We start from the raw sequence: 13451 nt of genomic DNA, 5'->3' as shown, positions 1-13451 counted from the left end.
AGCTCAGGCGGACGGGTCCGGGACGGTGATGCCCTGTTCGGCCAGGGCGTCGATCCGGTCCTCGGTCACGTCCTCGGCGAGCTTGCGCCACTGCAGCAGTGCGTCGTCGGGGCGGTAGAGCTTCTCGGGGGGTGCGTCGGTGACTTCGACCATCCACTTGTCTTGCCCGGAGAACTGGCCGTGGAAGAGCCACCGGATCGCGCCGAGGTACTTGGCGTAGAAGGGCAGGGTCCGGACGCCGTGCGCGAAGTTGGCCATCATGCCGACGTAGAGGTGGTTGTCCGCGTCGGTCGGCACGTAGAACTCGTAGTGGATGAACGTCGGGTAGGCGATCCGGAGCACGCCGGGCATGCTCACGCTCGCGAAGCCGGGGAACTCCTGGGCGGCGATGACCGGATTGGTCTCGCGGTGCGACGGGGTGTTGCCGATGTTGGTCGTGTCCTTCGGCGGCTTGATCTTGTACCAACGCTGGCCCGACCACGGGCCGAGGCCGGGGAAGTCCGCGTCCCAGAACTGCTCCTCCTGCACCCGGTAGATCCATCGGCCGCGCTTGACGATCTTCGTGGTGTTCCACACCGGCATCGCCTTGAACAGCCGCCAGAGCGCGGTGCGGTGCAGGTACTTCGCGTGGCCCTCGTCGTAGCCGTTCTCGCAGGCGAAGCGCCAGTTGCCCTCACGCGGTTGGATGCGGGCGCCGAGGACGGCGGCGTTCTCGACGAGCTCCTCGGGGAGCTGCTCGTCGATCGGGTGCGGCTTCTCGCCGTCGCCGACGAAGATCCAGACCATGCCGAGGCGCTCCTCGACCGGGTAGACCGGCTGGGTCACCTTGCCGCAGATCGGCGACTCGGGTCCGTCGGTGATGGCGGCCTTGAGCTCGCCGCTCTCCAAGTCGAAGGTCCAGCCGTGGTAGACGCAGGAGATGGTGCCCGGGAACTGCTTGTTGCCGTAGCTCAGCGGCACCCCGCGGTGCGGGCACCGGTTGGCCATGCCGCGCACCCGGTCGCCGTCGCGGATCACGAAGATGTCCTCGCCGAGGAGCTTGACCCGGACCGGCCGCTCGCCGACCTGGTCGGCGAAGAGCACCGGGTACCAGTAGCCCCGGAACCCCGCGCTCGCGGCCTGGTAGTGCGGCCACGTCCGCCAGTCCTGTCGGCCCGGCAGCTGGGGCGGCGTCTTCTTGGCGGCGACCTTGCGGGTCGGCCTCTCCGCGCGGGCGGCGCCGGGCTTGTCGCCCACTGTCTGAGTCATCGTCACTCCACGTCTCGCGCGGTCGGCGCGTGTCGGTCGATCTGTGCCGGCGGCGGCCTTCGCCCACCGGCGGCCGGCCCCGGCGCGGGGTCGTCAGAACACCACTGCCGTCCGAGCGCCGACAACGAGACCGGTTCGCCTAACGGAATCCAGGCCGGATCCGCACCGCGATTTCGGTGAGCGAATCGGCACGGGCGCGGCGCGACGTCGCGACACCTACAGTCCTGCGCCGTGACACCCCCGTCTCGAGGAGGCACCGTGACCGCAATATCCGCCACAACACCCGTCGATGTCAGCACCGACGTCCTGATCGTGGGCGCCGGACCCACCGGCCTGTACGGCGCGTACTACGCGGGTTTCCGCGGACTCTCCACCGTCGTGGTTGACGTGCTCCCGCAGCCCGGCGGGCAGGTCATGGCGCTCTACCCGGAGAAGGAGATCCGCGACGTCGCGGGGTTGCCTGCGATCCGCGGCCGCGACTTCGTGGCGAACCTCGTCGAGCAGGCGGGCGCCTACGCGCCGACGTACCTCCTGGGCCGCCAGGCGGTCGCCCTGGCCCACGAGGACGGCGAGCCGGTGATCACCCTGGGCGACGGGACACTCGTGCGCGCCCGCGCCGTCGTGCTCACCGCCGGCATCGGCACCCCGACGCCGCGACCGCTCGTGGCCGGCGGCGAGTGGCACGGCCGGGGACTCTCCTACTTCGTTGTCGACCCGGCCGCGCACGCCGGGCAGAACGTGGTGGTCGTCGGGGGCGGCGACAGCGCCCTGGACTGGGCCGACGCCCTGGCCCCGATCGCCAGCTCGGTCACCCTGGTGCACCGGCGCGCGGCGTTCCGGGGGCACGCGGCGACGCTGGCCCGGGTGCGCGCCGGCGACACCGTCATCCACACTGACACCGAGGTCGTCGACCTCGGCGGCGACCTCGAGGCCGGGGTGCTCGAAAAGGTCACCCTGGAGGCGAAGTCAGGCGAGCAGACCGTCGTACCCGCCGACCACATCATCGCCGCGCTCGGCTTCATCAGCGACCTCGGTCCGCTGCGCGACTGGGGCATCGAGCTGTCCGGGCGCTCGGTCGCGGTCGACCGAGCCGGGCGCACCAACCTGCCGCGGGTGTACGCCGCCGGCGACCTCACCGACTACGACGGGAAGGTCAAGCTGATGTCCGTCGGCTTCGGCGAGGTCGCGACCGCGATGAACCACGCGGCGGTCGAGCTCGACCCCGACCTCACCCTCTTCCCCGGTCATTCGACCGATGCCGCCTGAGTCCCGGCGACTCCCGCACCCGTAGGACAGGAACCCGAACCATGAGCTACATCATCGGCGCCAACTGCATCGACGTCCTCGACCGGTCGTGCATCGAGGTCTGCCCCGTCGACTGCATCTACGTCGGCAGCCGGAAGAGCTACATCAACGGTGCCGAGTGCATCGACTGCGGCGCGTGCGAGGTCGAGTGCCCGGTCGAGGCGATCTCCGTCGACCGCCGGGCGCGCAAGGACCCCGATCTCAAGGCGTTCCTGGAGGACTCCGTGGCGTTCTTCGAGCTGCCGCTGCCGGGTCGTGACGCCCCCCTGGGCAACCCGGGCGGCGCGCAACTGGTGGGCGACGTGGGCGACGACACCGAGTTCGTCGCGGACTTCGTCGCCGAGCACTCTGCCTGAAGCTCCGTCTAGCGGACGGCGCCCCCGAAGACCGCCCGCACCGAGCCCAGCCCGGTCACGTCCGCCTCGACCTCGTCGCCGGCCCGGACGGCGACCATCGGTCCGAGCGCTCCGGAGAGAACCACCTCGCCGGCCCGCAGCGGCTCGCCGAGATCGCGGGCGGTCGACGCCAACCAGGCCAGCGCCGCCAGCGGATCGCCCAGGCAGGCCCGGCCCTCGCCGGTCGACGCGGTCGTCCCGTTGACCCGCATCGTCATCTCGACGTCGACCGGCTCGACGTCCTCGAGGGCCCTGGCGGTCGCACCCAGCACGTAGAGGCCGCTGGAGGCGTTGTCGGCCACCGTGTCGCCGAAGGTGATGTCCCAGTCGGCGATCCGGCTGTCGACGATCTCCAGCGCCGCCACGGCGTGGCCGACCGCGGCCCGTGCGACCTCGACGTCGATCTCGTCGTCACCGAGGTCACGTGCCAGCACAAAGGCGATCTCCGCCTCCACCTTCGGCTGCAGCAACCGATCCATCGGCACCGGCGCGTCCTCTGCGCACTCCATGTCTGCGAACAACGTCCCGAAGTCGGGGCGCTCCACGCCGAGTTGGCGCTGCACGGCCGGATTGGTCAGCCCGATCTTGCGGCCGACCGCGACCCCGCCGGCGCCTAGCCGCTCCTCGGCCAACAGTCGCTGGACGGCGTACGCCGCCGCGACGTCCGCGGCTCCGATCAGATCCCGCACCGGCGGGCACGGTGTACCGGTTGCGGATGCGGCTCCCAACCGGCGCGCGGCCTGGCAGACGGCGGCAGTGGACACGGCGGGATGTACGGACATCGAGCGGCTCCTTACACAGACAGTAGTCGGCGAGCCTGAACGCTAGAGCCGGGACGTGTCGGCGGCGAAGGCGCCGGGCTCACTCACCGGAACGTCCCGCTGTCGGGCCGCCGCCGCTAGCGCACCGCCTTGATCTCGAACTCCTAGCGGAGGCCCCCACAACCCAGCGAGGGGGCTCGCTGAACGCAGTGGGCTTGTCCGTTGATCGCGAAATGTCCGAGGTCGCACGTGGGACCGGGCACGTCTCCGCGGCCGTCGTCGAGAACGACCAGGAGCCGCCCGGTAGGTCGAGGGTCCGGACTCGCGCAGGCCCAGGCGTCGAGCCTGGTCGTCAGTGACTGCAGATCAATCCAGTCGCCCGCCAGGCTGGACTGCGGTGAGGCCATCGCGTTGCGCACCAGGTCGTGTGACCGGCTGACTGGAGGCCTGTCGGCTGGCACCCAGGTGCTGCGGGACATGGCCGTCCGGATCCGCGGCCGTCGCCGACCACGGGCCTCCTCTCTGTGGTCTGGCAACAGAACGTCGCGAGGCAATCCAAGCCCCCGCGGAAAATAACGTTGCCGAAATGAACCAAGCCCCGGATCTTCGGATCCGGGGCCGGTTCGAGACGGCACTGGCGCGCCGCCTCAACCACCGTCGTGGTGCGCGAGGGGGGAGTTGAACCCCCACGCCCTTTCGGGCACACGGACCTGAACCGTGCGCGTCTGCCTATTCCGCCACTCGCGCGTGAAGCGGGGTCAGGCTATCCCAGTCGCGCGCGTGCGCCCAAACCGGGGCGAGGGCCTCCCGCGGGGCGCGCCCCCGCCGTCCCCCGACCGGCTGCGCGACCCCGATACGATCGTCGAAACTCGGCCTCCCGGTCGGGTGGCTCCGGTTTCTGCTGCCCGGGCAGCGGGCACGACGACCGGGACCGACCCCGGGCTGCACCGACGCCGGGGCCGGACGACTGGGACGGAAGGAGGGCACGTGGGCGGGATCCAGCGACTCGAGGACAAGCTCGAGCAGATGATCTCGGGCGCGTTCGCCCGCGCCTTCCGCTCCGCGGTGCAGCCGGTCGAGATCGCCGCGGCGCTCCAGCGCGAGTGCGACAACAACGCGCAGATCCTCTCCCGCGACCGCCGGCTGGTGCCCAACGACTTCCACGTCGAGCTCTCCGCCACCGACCTCGAGCGGCTCGCGCCCTACGACAGCGCCCTCGCCGACGACCTGGTCCGGCAGCTGCGCGACCACGCCGACGAGCAGAGCTACGTGTTCCCGGGCCCGGTGAGCATCGCGTTCGACGCCGCGGGCGACCTGACGACCGGGCGGTTCCGGATCCTCAGCAAGGCCCAGGCCAAGATCACCAGCGACGCGACGGCAACCCAGGTGGGCCGGGCGCGCGCGTTCCTCGAGGTCAACGGCACGCGCCACCCGCTCCAGCCGCCGGGCCTGGTGGTGGGGCGCGGCACCGAGGCCGACCTGCGCATCAACGACCCCGGCGTGAGCCGGCGGCACGTCGAGTTCTTCGTGACCGGCGGCGGCTCGCGCGGGATCGCCGTCGAGGTGCACGACCTCGGGTCGACCAACGGGATGCTCGTCGACGGCCACCGCATCACGGCCACCGGTCTCCGCGACGGCTCGGAGGTCCGGGTCGGCAACACCAAGCTCGTCGTCCGCATCCTCGAGGACCGGTGAGGCAGGCAGCATGTCCGAGCTGACGCTGTTCCTGGTGCGCATCGCGTACCTGGCGATCCTGTGGATCTTCGTGCTCTCCGCGATCTCGGTGATCCGCTCCGACATGTTCGGTGCGCGCGTCCCGGAGGCGGCCCGCGGCGGCGGGGGCAAGGCGCCCAAGCCGCCCAAGGAGCCCAAGCCCGGCAAGCGCCGCGGCGCCCCCACGCACGCGATCGTCACCGAGGGCTCCAACGTCGGCGAGCGCGCCGAGCTCGCCCAGGCACCGATCCTGATCGGCCGCGGCACCGACGCGGCGATCCGCCTCGACGACGACTACGTGTCCACCCGGCACGCGCGCATCGCGGCCTCCGGCGACCAGTGGTTCGTCGAGGACCTCGGCTCCACCAACGGCACGTACGTCGGGACCGTGCGGATCACCCAGCCCACGACCATCACCCTCGGCACGCGGGTGCGCGTCGGCAAGACCATCATCGAGCTCCGGAAGTAGCTGCCGATGACCGACCAGCCGACAGGGCAGCCGACGGGCCAGCCGACGGGTCAACCGGCTCCGCGCTTCCGACTCGACTACGGCGCCGTCTCCGACGTCGGCCGGGTGCGCCGGGAGAACCAGGACTCCGGGTACGCCGGCCCCTGGCTGCTCGCGGTCTGCGACGGCGTCGGCGGCGCGGTCCGCGGCGACCTCGCCTCGTCGACCGCGATCGGCCAGCTGCGCCGGCTGGACCAGCCCCCGACCAGCGACTCCGCCGACGACCTGCTCGGCCGGATCGCCGGCGCCGTGCACCGCGCGCACGACCGGCTGGTCGAGCTCGTCGACGAGGACCCCGCGCTCAGCGGCACCAGCACGACCGCGTCCCTGCTCGCCTTCGACGGGTTCCGCATCGGTGTCGGCCACGTCGGCGACAGCCGAGCCTACCTCTTCCGCGACGGCACCGTCCGGCAGCTCACCACCGACCACACGTTCGTGCAGACCCTCATCGACGAGGGCCGGATCACCGAGGACGAGGCGAAGGTCCACCCCCACCGCAACCTGATCCTGCGGGCCGTCGACGCCGTGAGCGACAGCGAGCCGGACCTGTCCGTGCTCGAGGTCGTCCCCGGCGACCGGCTCCTGGTCTGCAGCGACGGGGCGAGCGGCGCGCTCGACGACGGGCGGCTCGCCGACATCCTCTCGACCGGCAGCCCGGAGTACGCCGCGGTCGAACTGGTCCGCGCCAGCCTCGAGGCCGGCAGCACCGACAACGTCACCTGCGTGGTCGCCGACGTGCTCGAGGCCACCGGGGCCGACCCGGCCCCGGTGGAGCCGCTCGTCGTGGGCGCGGCGGCGGACCGCCGGGTCCAGCGCGGCCGCACCGGTGGCCTCTTCCGCGGGCACCGCTCGGGTGACACCGGGGAGCTCGACCCGATCCCGGCCGACCTCCCCGACGACGTGCCGTACGCGATCACCGCCGACCCGATCGACCCCGAGGCGGCCCGCTACGCGCCGCGGGGGCCGCGCCGATACACGTGGGCCCGGCGCGTCTTCGGCGCCGTCACCCTGGTCGGGCTGGCGTGGCTGGCGGTCGCGGCGCTCTGGTCGTGGTCGCAGCACCAGTACTACGTCGGCGAGGAGGACGGCACCGTCGTCATCTTCCGCGGCGTCAACGCCTCGGTCGGCGGCTTCGACCTGTCGGAGCCGTACGAGACCACCGACCTCGCCCTGGACCGGCTGTCGGACTTCGACTCCGGGAAGGTGCAGGAGGGCATCTCCGCCGAGGACCTCGACGACGCCCGCCAGACCGTGCAGAACCTGGCCGACAACCAGGAGACCCAGCCGTCCGACCAGCCCACCGACGAGAGCTCGGCCCAGAGCTCGGCCCAGAGTCCGGCCCAGAGCTCGGCCCAGAGCTCGGCCCAGAGTTCGGCCCAGAGTTCGGGAGAGAGCTGAGCGTGGCCCAGCCGTCGTCTCTCCTCGGGTTCGTGCACCGCCGCCGGCGGGGTGCGGAGCTCTTCCTGCTCGTCCTCGCGCTGGTCGTGGGCGTCGGGGCGTACGCCGCCGTCGGCATCGGCGTCGAGGAGGAGGTGCCGCCCGACCTGTTCGGGTACGGCGCCTGGCTCGCCGGCCTCGTGATCGGCGCCCACCTCGTGATCCGCTTCGTCGCGCCGTACGCCGATCCCGTGCTGCTGCCGGTCGTCGCGGCCCTCAACGGGCTCGGTCTGGCCGTGATCCACCGCATCGACCTCGCGCGCGAGGCGGAGGGTCGCTTCCACGAGTTCGCCCAGCAGCAACTGACGTGGATGACGCTCGGCGTCGTGCTCTTCGTCGTGACGCTGATCGCGGTCCGCGACCACCGCGTGCTCCAGCGCTTCACCTACACCAGCGGCCTCGCGGCGATCGTGCTGCTGCTGCTGCCGCTGCTGCCCGGCCTCGGCCGGACCGTCTACGGCGCGCGGATCTGGATCCGGCTCGGCCCCTTCAGCTTCCAGCCCGGCGAGGTCGCCAAGGTGCTGCTGGTGATCGCGGTCGCCGGCTACCTCGTGCTCCACCGCGACGCCCTCGCGCTCGCCGGGCGACGGGTGCTCTTCGTCGACCTGCCCCGCGGCCGCGACCTCGGGCCGATCCTCGTCATGTGGCTGGTCAGCCTCGGCATCCTCGTCTTCCAGCGCGACCTCGGCTCCAGCCTGCTGTTCTTCGGCCTCTTCCTGATCATGCTCTACGTCGCGACCGAGCGACCCGGCTGGCTGGTCGTCGGCGGGCTGCTGTTCGTCGGCGGCGCGGCCCTCGCCTACTTCCTCTTCGGTCACGTCCGGGAGCGGTTCGACATCTGGCTCAACCCCTTCGACTTCTACGACTCCGGTGAGAGCTTCCAGCCGATCGAGGCGAAGTTCGGCCTGGGCTGGGGCGGTCTCATCGGCCGCGGCTTCGGCAACGGCGACCCCGACCGGGTGCCGTTCGCGGAGTCCGACTTCATCCTCGCCTCCATCGGCGAGGAGCTCGGCCTGACCGCCCTGATCGCGGTGCTGATGATGTACGGCCTCATCGTCGAGCGGGCTCTGCGCACGGCGCTGATCTGCCGCGACGGCTTCGGCAAGCTCGTCGCCACCGGCCTGGGCAGTGCGATCGCGCTGCAGGTCTTCGTTGTCGCCGGCGGCGTCACCGGGCTGATCCCGATCACCGGCCTGACCACGCCCTTCCTCGCGTACGGCGGCTCGTCGCTGGTCGCCAACTGGGTGATCGTCGCGGTGCTGCTGCGCATCTCCGACCAGGCGCGGCGGCCGCTGCCCACCGTCTCCGACGACACCGCGGCCTTCAGCGAGGACGCCACCCAGGTCGTGCGTCTGGGAGGAACGTCGTGAACAAGCCGATCCGCACCGTCTCGATCTTCTGCCTGCTGCTCTTCCTCGCGCTGATGATCAACGCGACCTACGTGCAGTACTGGAAGGCGGGCGCCCTCAACGACGACCCGCGCAACCGGCGGGTCCAGGTGGCGTCGTACTCCCAGGAGCGCGGCGCGATCCTGGTCGGCCGCACGCCCGTCGCCGAGAGCGTCGAGGCCGACGACGAGTACAAGTTCCAGCGCACCTATCCCAAGCCGTTCGTCTACGCGCCGATCACCGGCTACTTCTCCTACTTCGGCGCCACCGGCATCGAGCAGACCAGGAACGGCGTGCTCTCCGGCGACGACCCGCGGCTGTTCGTGACCAACCTGCTGGACCTGCTCGGCGGGAAGCCGGCCCAGGGCGGCAACGTGGGCCTGACGATCAACCCGGCGGCGCAGCAGGCGGCGTACGACGGGCTGAAGGCGCTCGGCGGCGACATCGAGGGCTCCGTGGTGGCGCTGGAGCCCAACACCGGCAAGGTCCTGGCGATGGTCTCGCTCCCGACCTACGACCCCAACCAGCTCGCCTCCCACGACCTCGGCGCCGTGACGAAGAAGTCCAAGCAGCTCAACGAGGACCCGTCCGAGCCGCTGCTCAACCGCGCGATCCAGACCCGCCTGCCACCGGGCTCGACGTTCAAGGTCGTGACCGCGGCTGCCGCGATCGACAAGGGGCTCTACGACGCCGACTCGCAGGTGCCCGGCGGCGTGACCTACCAGCTCCCGCTGACGCACGGCCCGACCGGCCAGATCGACAACGAGGGGCGCTCGTGCGGCGCCAACGGGAGCAAGATCCCGTTCGCCCAGGCGATGGAGAACTCCTGCAACACCTCCTTCGCCCAGATCGCCGGCGAGGTCGGGGCCGAGGACATGGAGAAGACCGCGGAGGGCTTCGGCTTCAACCAGCACTACTTCGACGACCTGTCGCCGCAGGCGATCTCCCAGTTCCCCGAGGGCGTCGACGAGGCGCAGCTGGGAATGACGGGCTTCGGGCAGTTCGACGTGTCCGCGACACCGCTGCAGATGGCGATGGTCGCGGCCGGGCTCGCCAACGACGGCACCGTGATGAAGCCCTACCTCGTCGACGAGGAGCAGGCGGCCGACCTCAACGTGCTCGACAAGACCGACCCGGAGGAGCTCTCGCAGGCGGTGTCGGCCACGGCCGCGAACGAGGTCACCGAGCTGATGGTCTCCACCGTCGACAGCGGCACGGCGTCCCCCGCCGCGATCCCCGGCATCGACGTCGCCGGCAAGACCGGCACCGCGCAGACCGGCCAGAGCGAGCGCTCGCCGTACGCCTGGTTCATCTCGTTCGCCCCGGCCGACAACCCGGAGGTCGCGGTGGCCGTGATGATCCAGAAGTCCGACATCCCGCGCGACGAGATTGCCGGCGGCCTGCTCGGCGGTCCGATCGCCAAGGCAGTGATGGAGGCGGTGATCCGGTGACCCAGACACCAGGCAACGGACCAGGCAGCGGAGCTGGAGACGGCTACGCCGACGACTCCCGGCGCTATCGGCTCGACGGGCGGCTCGCGACCGGCGGCATGGGGGAGGTGTGGCGGGCGACCGACACGGTCCTCGACCGTCCGGTCGCGGTCAAGCTGCTCAAGGCCGAGTACGCCGACCACTCGTCGTTCCGCGTGCGCTTCGAGACCGAGGCCCAGCACGCGGCCTCGCTGCACCACGCCAACATCGCGACGGTCTACGACTTCGGCGAGTCCGTCATGACCGACGGGTCCGGCACCCACCGCCCGTTCCTGGTGATGGAGCTCGTCGACGGCCAGCCGCTCTCGGCGCTCCTGCGCCCCGACGTGCCCATGGACCCGATCGCGGTCCGCGAGCTGCTCGCCCAGGCCGCCGACGGGATCGGCGCAGCCCACGCGGCCGGCATCGTGCACCGCGACGTCAAGCCCGCCAACCTGCTCGTCACCCCCGATCGGCAGGTCAAGGTCACCGACTTCGGGATCGCCCGCGCCGCGGAGGGTGTCGGCCTGACCGGCACCGGCGAGGTGATGGGCACGCCGCAGTACCTCTCGCCCGAGCAGGCCCAGGGCCAGACCGCGACGTCGGCGTCCGACGTCTACTCGCTCGGCGTCGTCGCCTTCGAGTGCCTGGCCGGGCGGCGGCCGTTCGTCGGGGAGACCGCGGTCGCCACGGCGCTCGCCCACCTGCGCGAGCCGGTGCCCGAGCTGCCGCCGTCGGTGCCGGCCGACCTCGCTGCCGTCGTACGCCGGGCGCTCGCCAAGGATCCCGCCGAGCGGTTCGCCGACGGCCGGGCCCTGGCCTACGCGCTGCGCAACCCGGCCACCGAGGCCACCCGCGTGGTGCCGGCACCGGCGCCGGCCGCCGACGCCTCGAGCACCCAGGTGCTCGCACCGGTGCCCGTGGCGACGACCGGCGGGCCGGCCCCGCAGGAGGAGCGGCGCCGACGCTCCTGGGTCTGGCCGGTCGTCGGCGTGATCGCGCTCGTGGCGGCCGTGGTGCTCGTCGTCGTGCTGCTCACGTCGGGCGACGGCGACGAGGACCCGGGCGACGAGCAGACGACGAGGGCGACGCCCACGAAGGCCACGAGCGAGGCGTCCGAGCCGAGCTCGCCGACGAGCGAGGCCGAGGACACGACCGTCCGCGTCGACGAGCAGGCCTACGTCGGTCGTCCGGTCGGCGACGTGCAGCGCGAGCTCGCCGACCTCGGCCTCCGCGTCGTCACCGAGCAGGTCGACAACCCCGGCGACCGCATCGAGGGCGACGTGACGAGCGTCAACCCGACGGGCGCCCTCGAGGTCGGCGACACCGTGACGCTCGGCGTCTGGGGCCCGGTCCCCGACGAGCCGACGCCGTCCGAGACCGCGTCGCCGACGGCCACCGAGAGCCCGACCCCGTCCGACACCCAGTCGCCGGCCGACCTCCAGTCGCCGGCCGACACCACGTCTCCGAACAGCTAAGGGCAAGGCATCGTGAACAACCAGCAGCCGCTCCTGATCGGCGGGCGCTACGAGCTCGGTGAGCTCCTCGGCCGCGGCGGCATGGCCGAGGTCCGCAAGGGCACCGACACCCGGCTCGGCCGGGTGGTCGCCGTCAAGCGGCTCCGCACCGACCTCGCCAGCGACGCGACGTTCCAGGCCCGGTTCCGACGCGAGGCGCAGTCGGCCGCCTCGCTCAACCACCCGGCGATCGTCGCCGTCTACGACACCGGCGAGGAGCCGGCGACCGACGGGTCCGGCATCTCCCAGCCCTACATCGTCATGGAGTACGTCGCGGGCCGCACGCTGCGCGACATCCTCCGCGAAGGACGCAAGATCCTCCCCGAGCGCGCGCTGGAGATCACCAGCGGCGTGCTCTCGGCCCTCGACTACAGCCACCGCGCGGGGATCATCCACCGCGACATCAAGCCCGGCAACGTGATGCTGACGCCGAGCGGCGACGTGAAGGTGATGGACTTCGGCATCGCCCGCGCGGTCAGCGACGCGGCTTCGACGATGACCCAGACCGCGGCCGTGGTCGGCACCGCGCAGTACCTCTCGCCCGAGCAGGCGCGCGGCGAGACCGTCGACTCCCGCTCCGACGTCTACTCCGCGGGCTGTCTGCTCTACGAGCTGCTCACCGGTCGTCCGCCGTTCGTTGGCGACAGCCCGGTCGCGGTCGCCTACCAGCACGTCCGTGAGCCCGCGATGCCGCCGTCCGACCACGACACCGAGCTCCCGCCCGAGGTCGACGCCATCGTGCTCAAGGCCCTCGCCAAGCGCCTCGAGGACCGCTACCAGTCGGCGGCCGCGATGCGCAGCGACATCGAGCGCTACCTCGCCGGGCGTCCGGTGCAGGCGCCGCTGCCGCCGCCGATGGCGCCCGACCCGCAGCCGACCGCCGCCACCGCGGCCGTCGCGCCGCAGCCGACGTACGCCGAGGAGGAGCCCCGCAGCCGCACCGGGCTGCTCGTCGCCCTGGGCCTGCTGCTGATCGTGCTCATCGCCGGCGCCGCCTACCTGCTGCCGCGGCTCTTCGAGCAGGCACCCGAGCAGGTCCCCGTGCCCAACGTGATCGGCAAGACCGAGGACCAGGCGCGCGCGCTCATCGGCGACGCCGGCCTCGCGGTCGGCTCGATCGAGCGGGAGGCCAGCAGCGACGTCCGCTCCGGCAGGGTGATCACCCAGGCGCCCGACCCGTCGGAGTACCGCGACCCCGACACCCCGGTGGACCTGACGATCTCGCTGGGCAAGCCGCAGGTCGAGGTCCCGTTCGTGATCGGCCAGGACCGCGACGAGGCCGAGGCGGCGCTGGTCGCCCAGGGCTTCGAGGTGAAGCTCGAGGAGGAGGAGTCCGACGAGGACAAGTTCACCGTCACGCGCACCGAGCCGTCGCAGGGCACCACCGTCGCCGAGGGCACGAGGATCGTCGTCTTCTACTCCGACGGCCGCGAGAAGGTGCCCGACGTGGTCGGCAAGCAGCAGGCCAAGGCCGAGGAGGCGATCCGCAACGCGGGCTTCGAGCCGCGGGTGATCGAGTCCGCCGACACCACCGAGCCGGCCGGCACCGTGATCGACCAGAGTCCGCGCTCGGGCGAGACGCCGTCGGCGGGCTCGACGGTGACGATCGTGGTGTCGACCTACGCCGCGCCGAGCGAGACGCCGACCCCGACGCCGCCGGCGACCACCCCGCCACCCGAGACGCCGACGGTCACGCCACCGGCGCTGTAG

At 72.0% G+C, this 13451-nt stretch carries 11 protein-coding genes and 1 tRNA gene; 9 read left to right on the top strand and 3 right to left on the bottom strand.

Annotated features, from left to right (window positions below; genetic code table 11):
* Positions 1-3: 3 nt before the first annotated feature.
* Entirely contained in the window at positions 4-1248 is a 1245-nt protein-coding gene (locus PZ894_RS13040; protein ID WP_275745348.1) for a Rieske 2Fe-2S domain-containing protein, read from the bottom strand.
* Positions 1249-1506: 258 nt separating this feature from the next.
* On the opposite strand from PZ894_RS13040, the gene PZ894_RS13035 reads away from it, so the two are divergent.
* Positions 1507-2514, top strand: a complete 1008-nt coding sequence (locus tag PZ894_RS13035) for an NAD(P)/FAD-dependent oxidoreductase (RefSeq protein ID WP_275745347.1) — start codon at positions 1507-1509, stop codon at positions 2512-2514.
* 41 nt (positions 2515-2555) lie between these two features.
* Entirely contained in the window at positions 2556-2909 is a 354-nt protein-coding gene (locus tag PZ894_RS13030) for a ferredoxin family protein (protein WP_275745346.1), read from the top strand.
* 8 nt (positions 2910-2917) lie between these two features.
* Here the strand turns inward: PZ894_RS13030 and PZ894_RS13025 are convergent, their stop codons facing one another.
* Both PZ894_RS13025 and PZ894_RS13020 read right to left on the bottom strand, forming a co-directional pair.
* Positions 2918-3637 carry a fumarylacetoacetate hydrolase family protein gene (locus PZ894_RS13025; RefSeq protein ID WP_275745344.1) on the bottom strand — a complete coding sequence of 240 codons (720 nt, stop codon included), beginning with the start codon at positions 3635-3637 and terminating at the stop codon, positions 2918-2920.
* A 732-nt stretch (positions 3638-4369) separates the two neighbouring features.
* Positions 4370-4456: transfer RNA gene (locus PZ894_RS13020), tRNA-Leu, on the bottom strand.
* A gap of 240 nt (positions 4457-4696) precedes the next feature.
* Between PZ894_RS13020 and PZ894_RS13015 the strand changes: the two genes are divergently transcribed.
* The 7 genes from PZ894_RS13015 to pknB are packed head-to-tail and all read left to right on the top strand — an operon-like array spanning position 4697 to position 13451.
* Entirely contained in the window at positions 4697-5404 is a 708-nt protein-coding gene (locus tag PZ894_RS13015; protein WP_275745342.1) for a DUF3662 and FHA domain-containing protein, read from the top strand.
* Between the two features lie 10 nt (positions 5405-5414).
* Positions 5415-5891 (top strand): FHA domain-containing protein, encoded by a 477-nt coding sequence (locus PZ894_RS13010; RefSeq protein WP_275745340.1) that lies wholly within the window; start codon positions 5415-5417, stop codon positions 5889-5891.
* 6 nt (positions 5892-5897) lie between these two features.
* Entirely contained in the window at positions 5898-7328 is a 1431-nt protein-coding gene (locus PZ894_RS13005) for a protein phosphatase 2C domain-containing protein (protein ID WP_275745337.1), read from the top strand.
* Positions 7325-8737 carry an FtsW/RodA/SpoVE family cell cycle protein gene (locus tag PZ894_RS13000; protein WP_275745772.1) on the top strand — a complete coding sequence of 471 codons (1413 nt, stop codon included), beginning with the start codon at positions 7325-7327 and terminating at the stop codon, positions 8735-8737. The genes PZ894_RS13005 and PZ894_RS13000 overlap by 4 nt, the downstream gene beginning before the upstream one ends.
* Positions 8734-10206, top strand: a complete 1473-nt coding sequence (locus tag PZ894_RS12995; RefSeq protein WP_275745335.1) for a penicillin-binding protein 2 — start codon at positions 8734-8736, stop codon at positions 10204-10206. The genes PZ894_RS13000 and PZ894_RS12995 overlap by 4 nt, the downstream gene beginning before the upstream one ends.
* Positions 10203-11702 (top strand): serine/threonine-protein kinase, encoded by a 1500-nt coding sequence (locus tag PZ894_RS12990; RefSeq protein ID WP_275745334.1) that lies wholly within the window; start codon positions 10203-10205, stop codon positions 11700-11702. The genes PZ894_RS12995 and PZ894_RS12990 overlap by 4 nt, the downstream gene beginning before the upstream one ends.
* A gap of 12 nt (positions 11703-11714) precedes the next feature.
* A complete protein-coding gene (gene pknB, locus PZ894_RS12985; protein ID WP_345799152.1) occupies positions 11715-13451 on the top strand; it encodes a Stk1 family PASTA domain-containing Ser/Thr kinase in 1737 nt (578 codons plus the stop codon).

Origin of the sequence: Nocardioides sp. YIM 152315 (assembly GCF_029210375.1) — a bacterium.
In the GTDB taxonomy this organism is placed as follows: domain Bacteria; phylum Actinomycetota; class Actinomycetes; order Propionibacteriales; family Nocardioidaceae; genus Nocardioides.
This window is presented reverse-complemented; position numbering and strand designations above follow the sequence as displayed.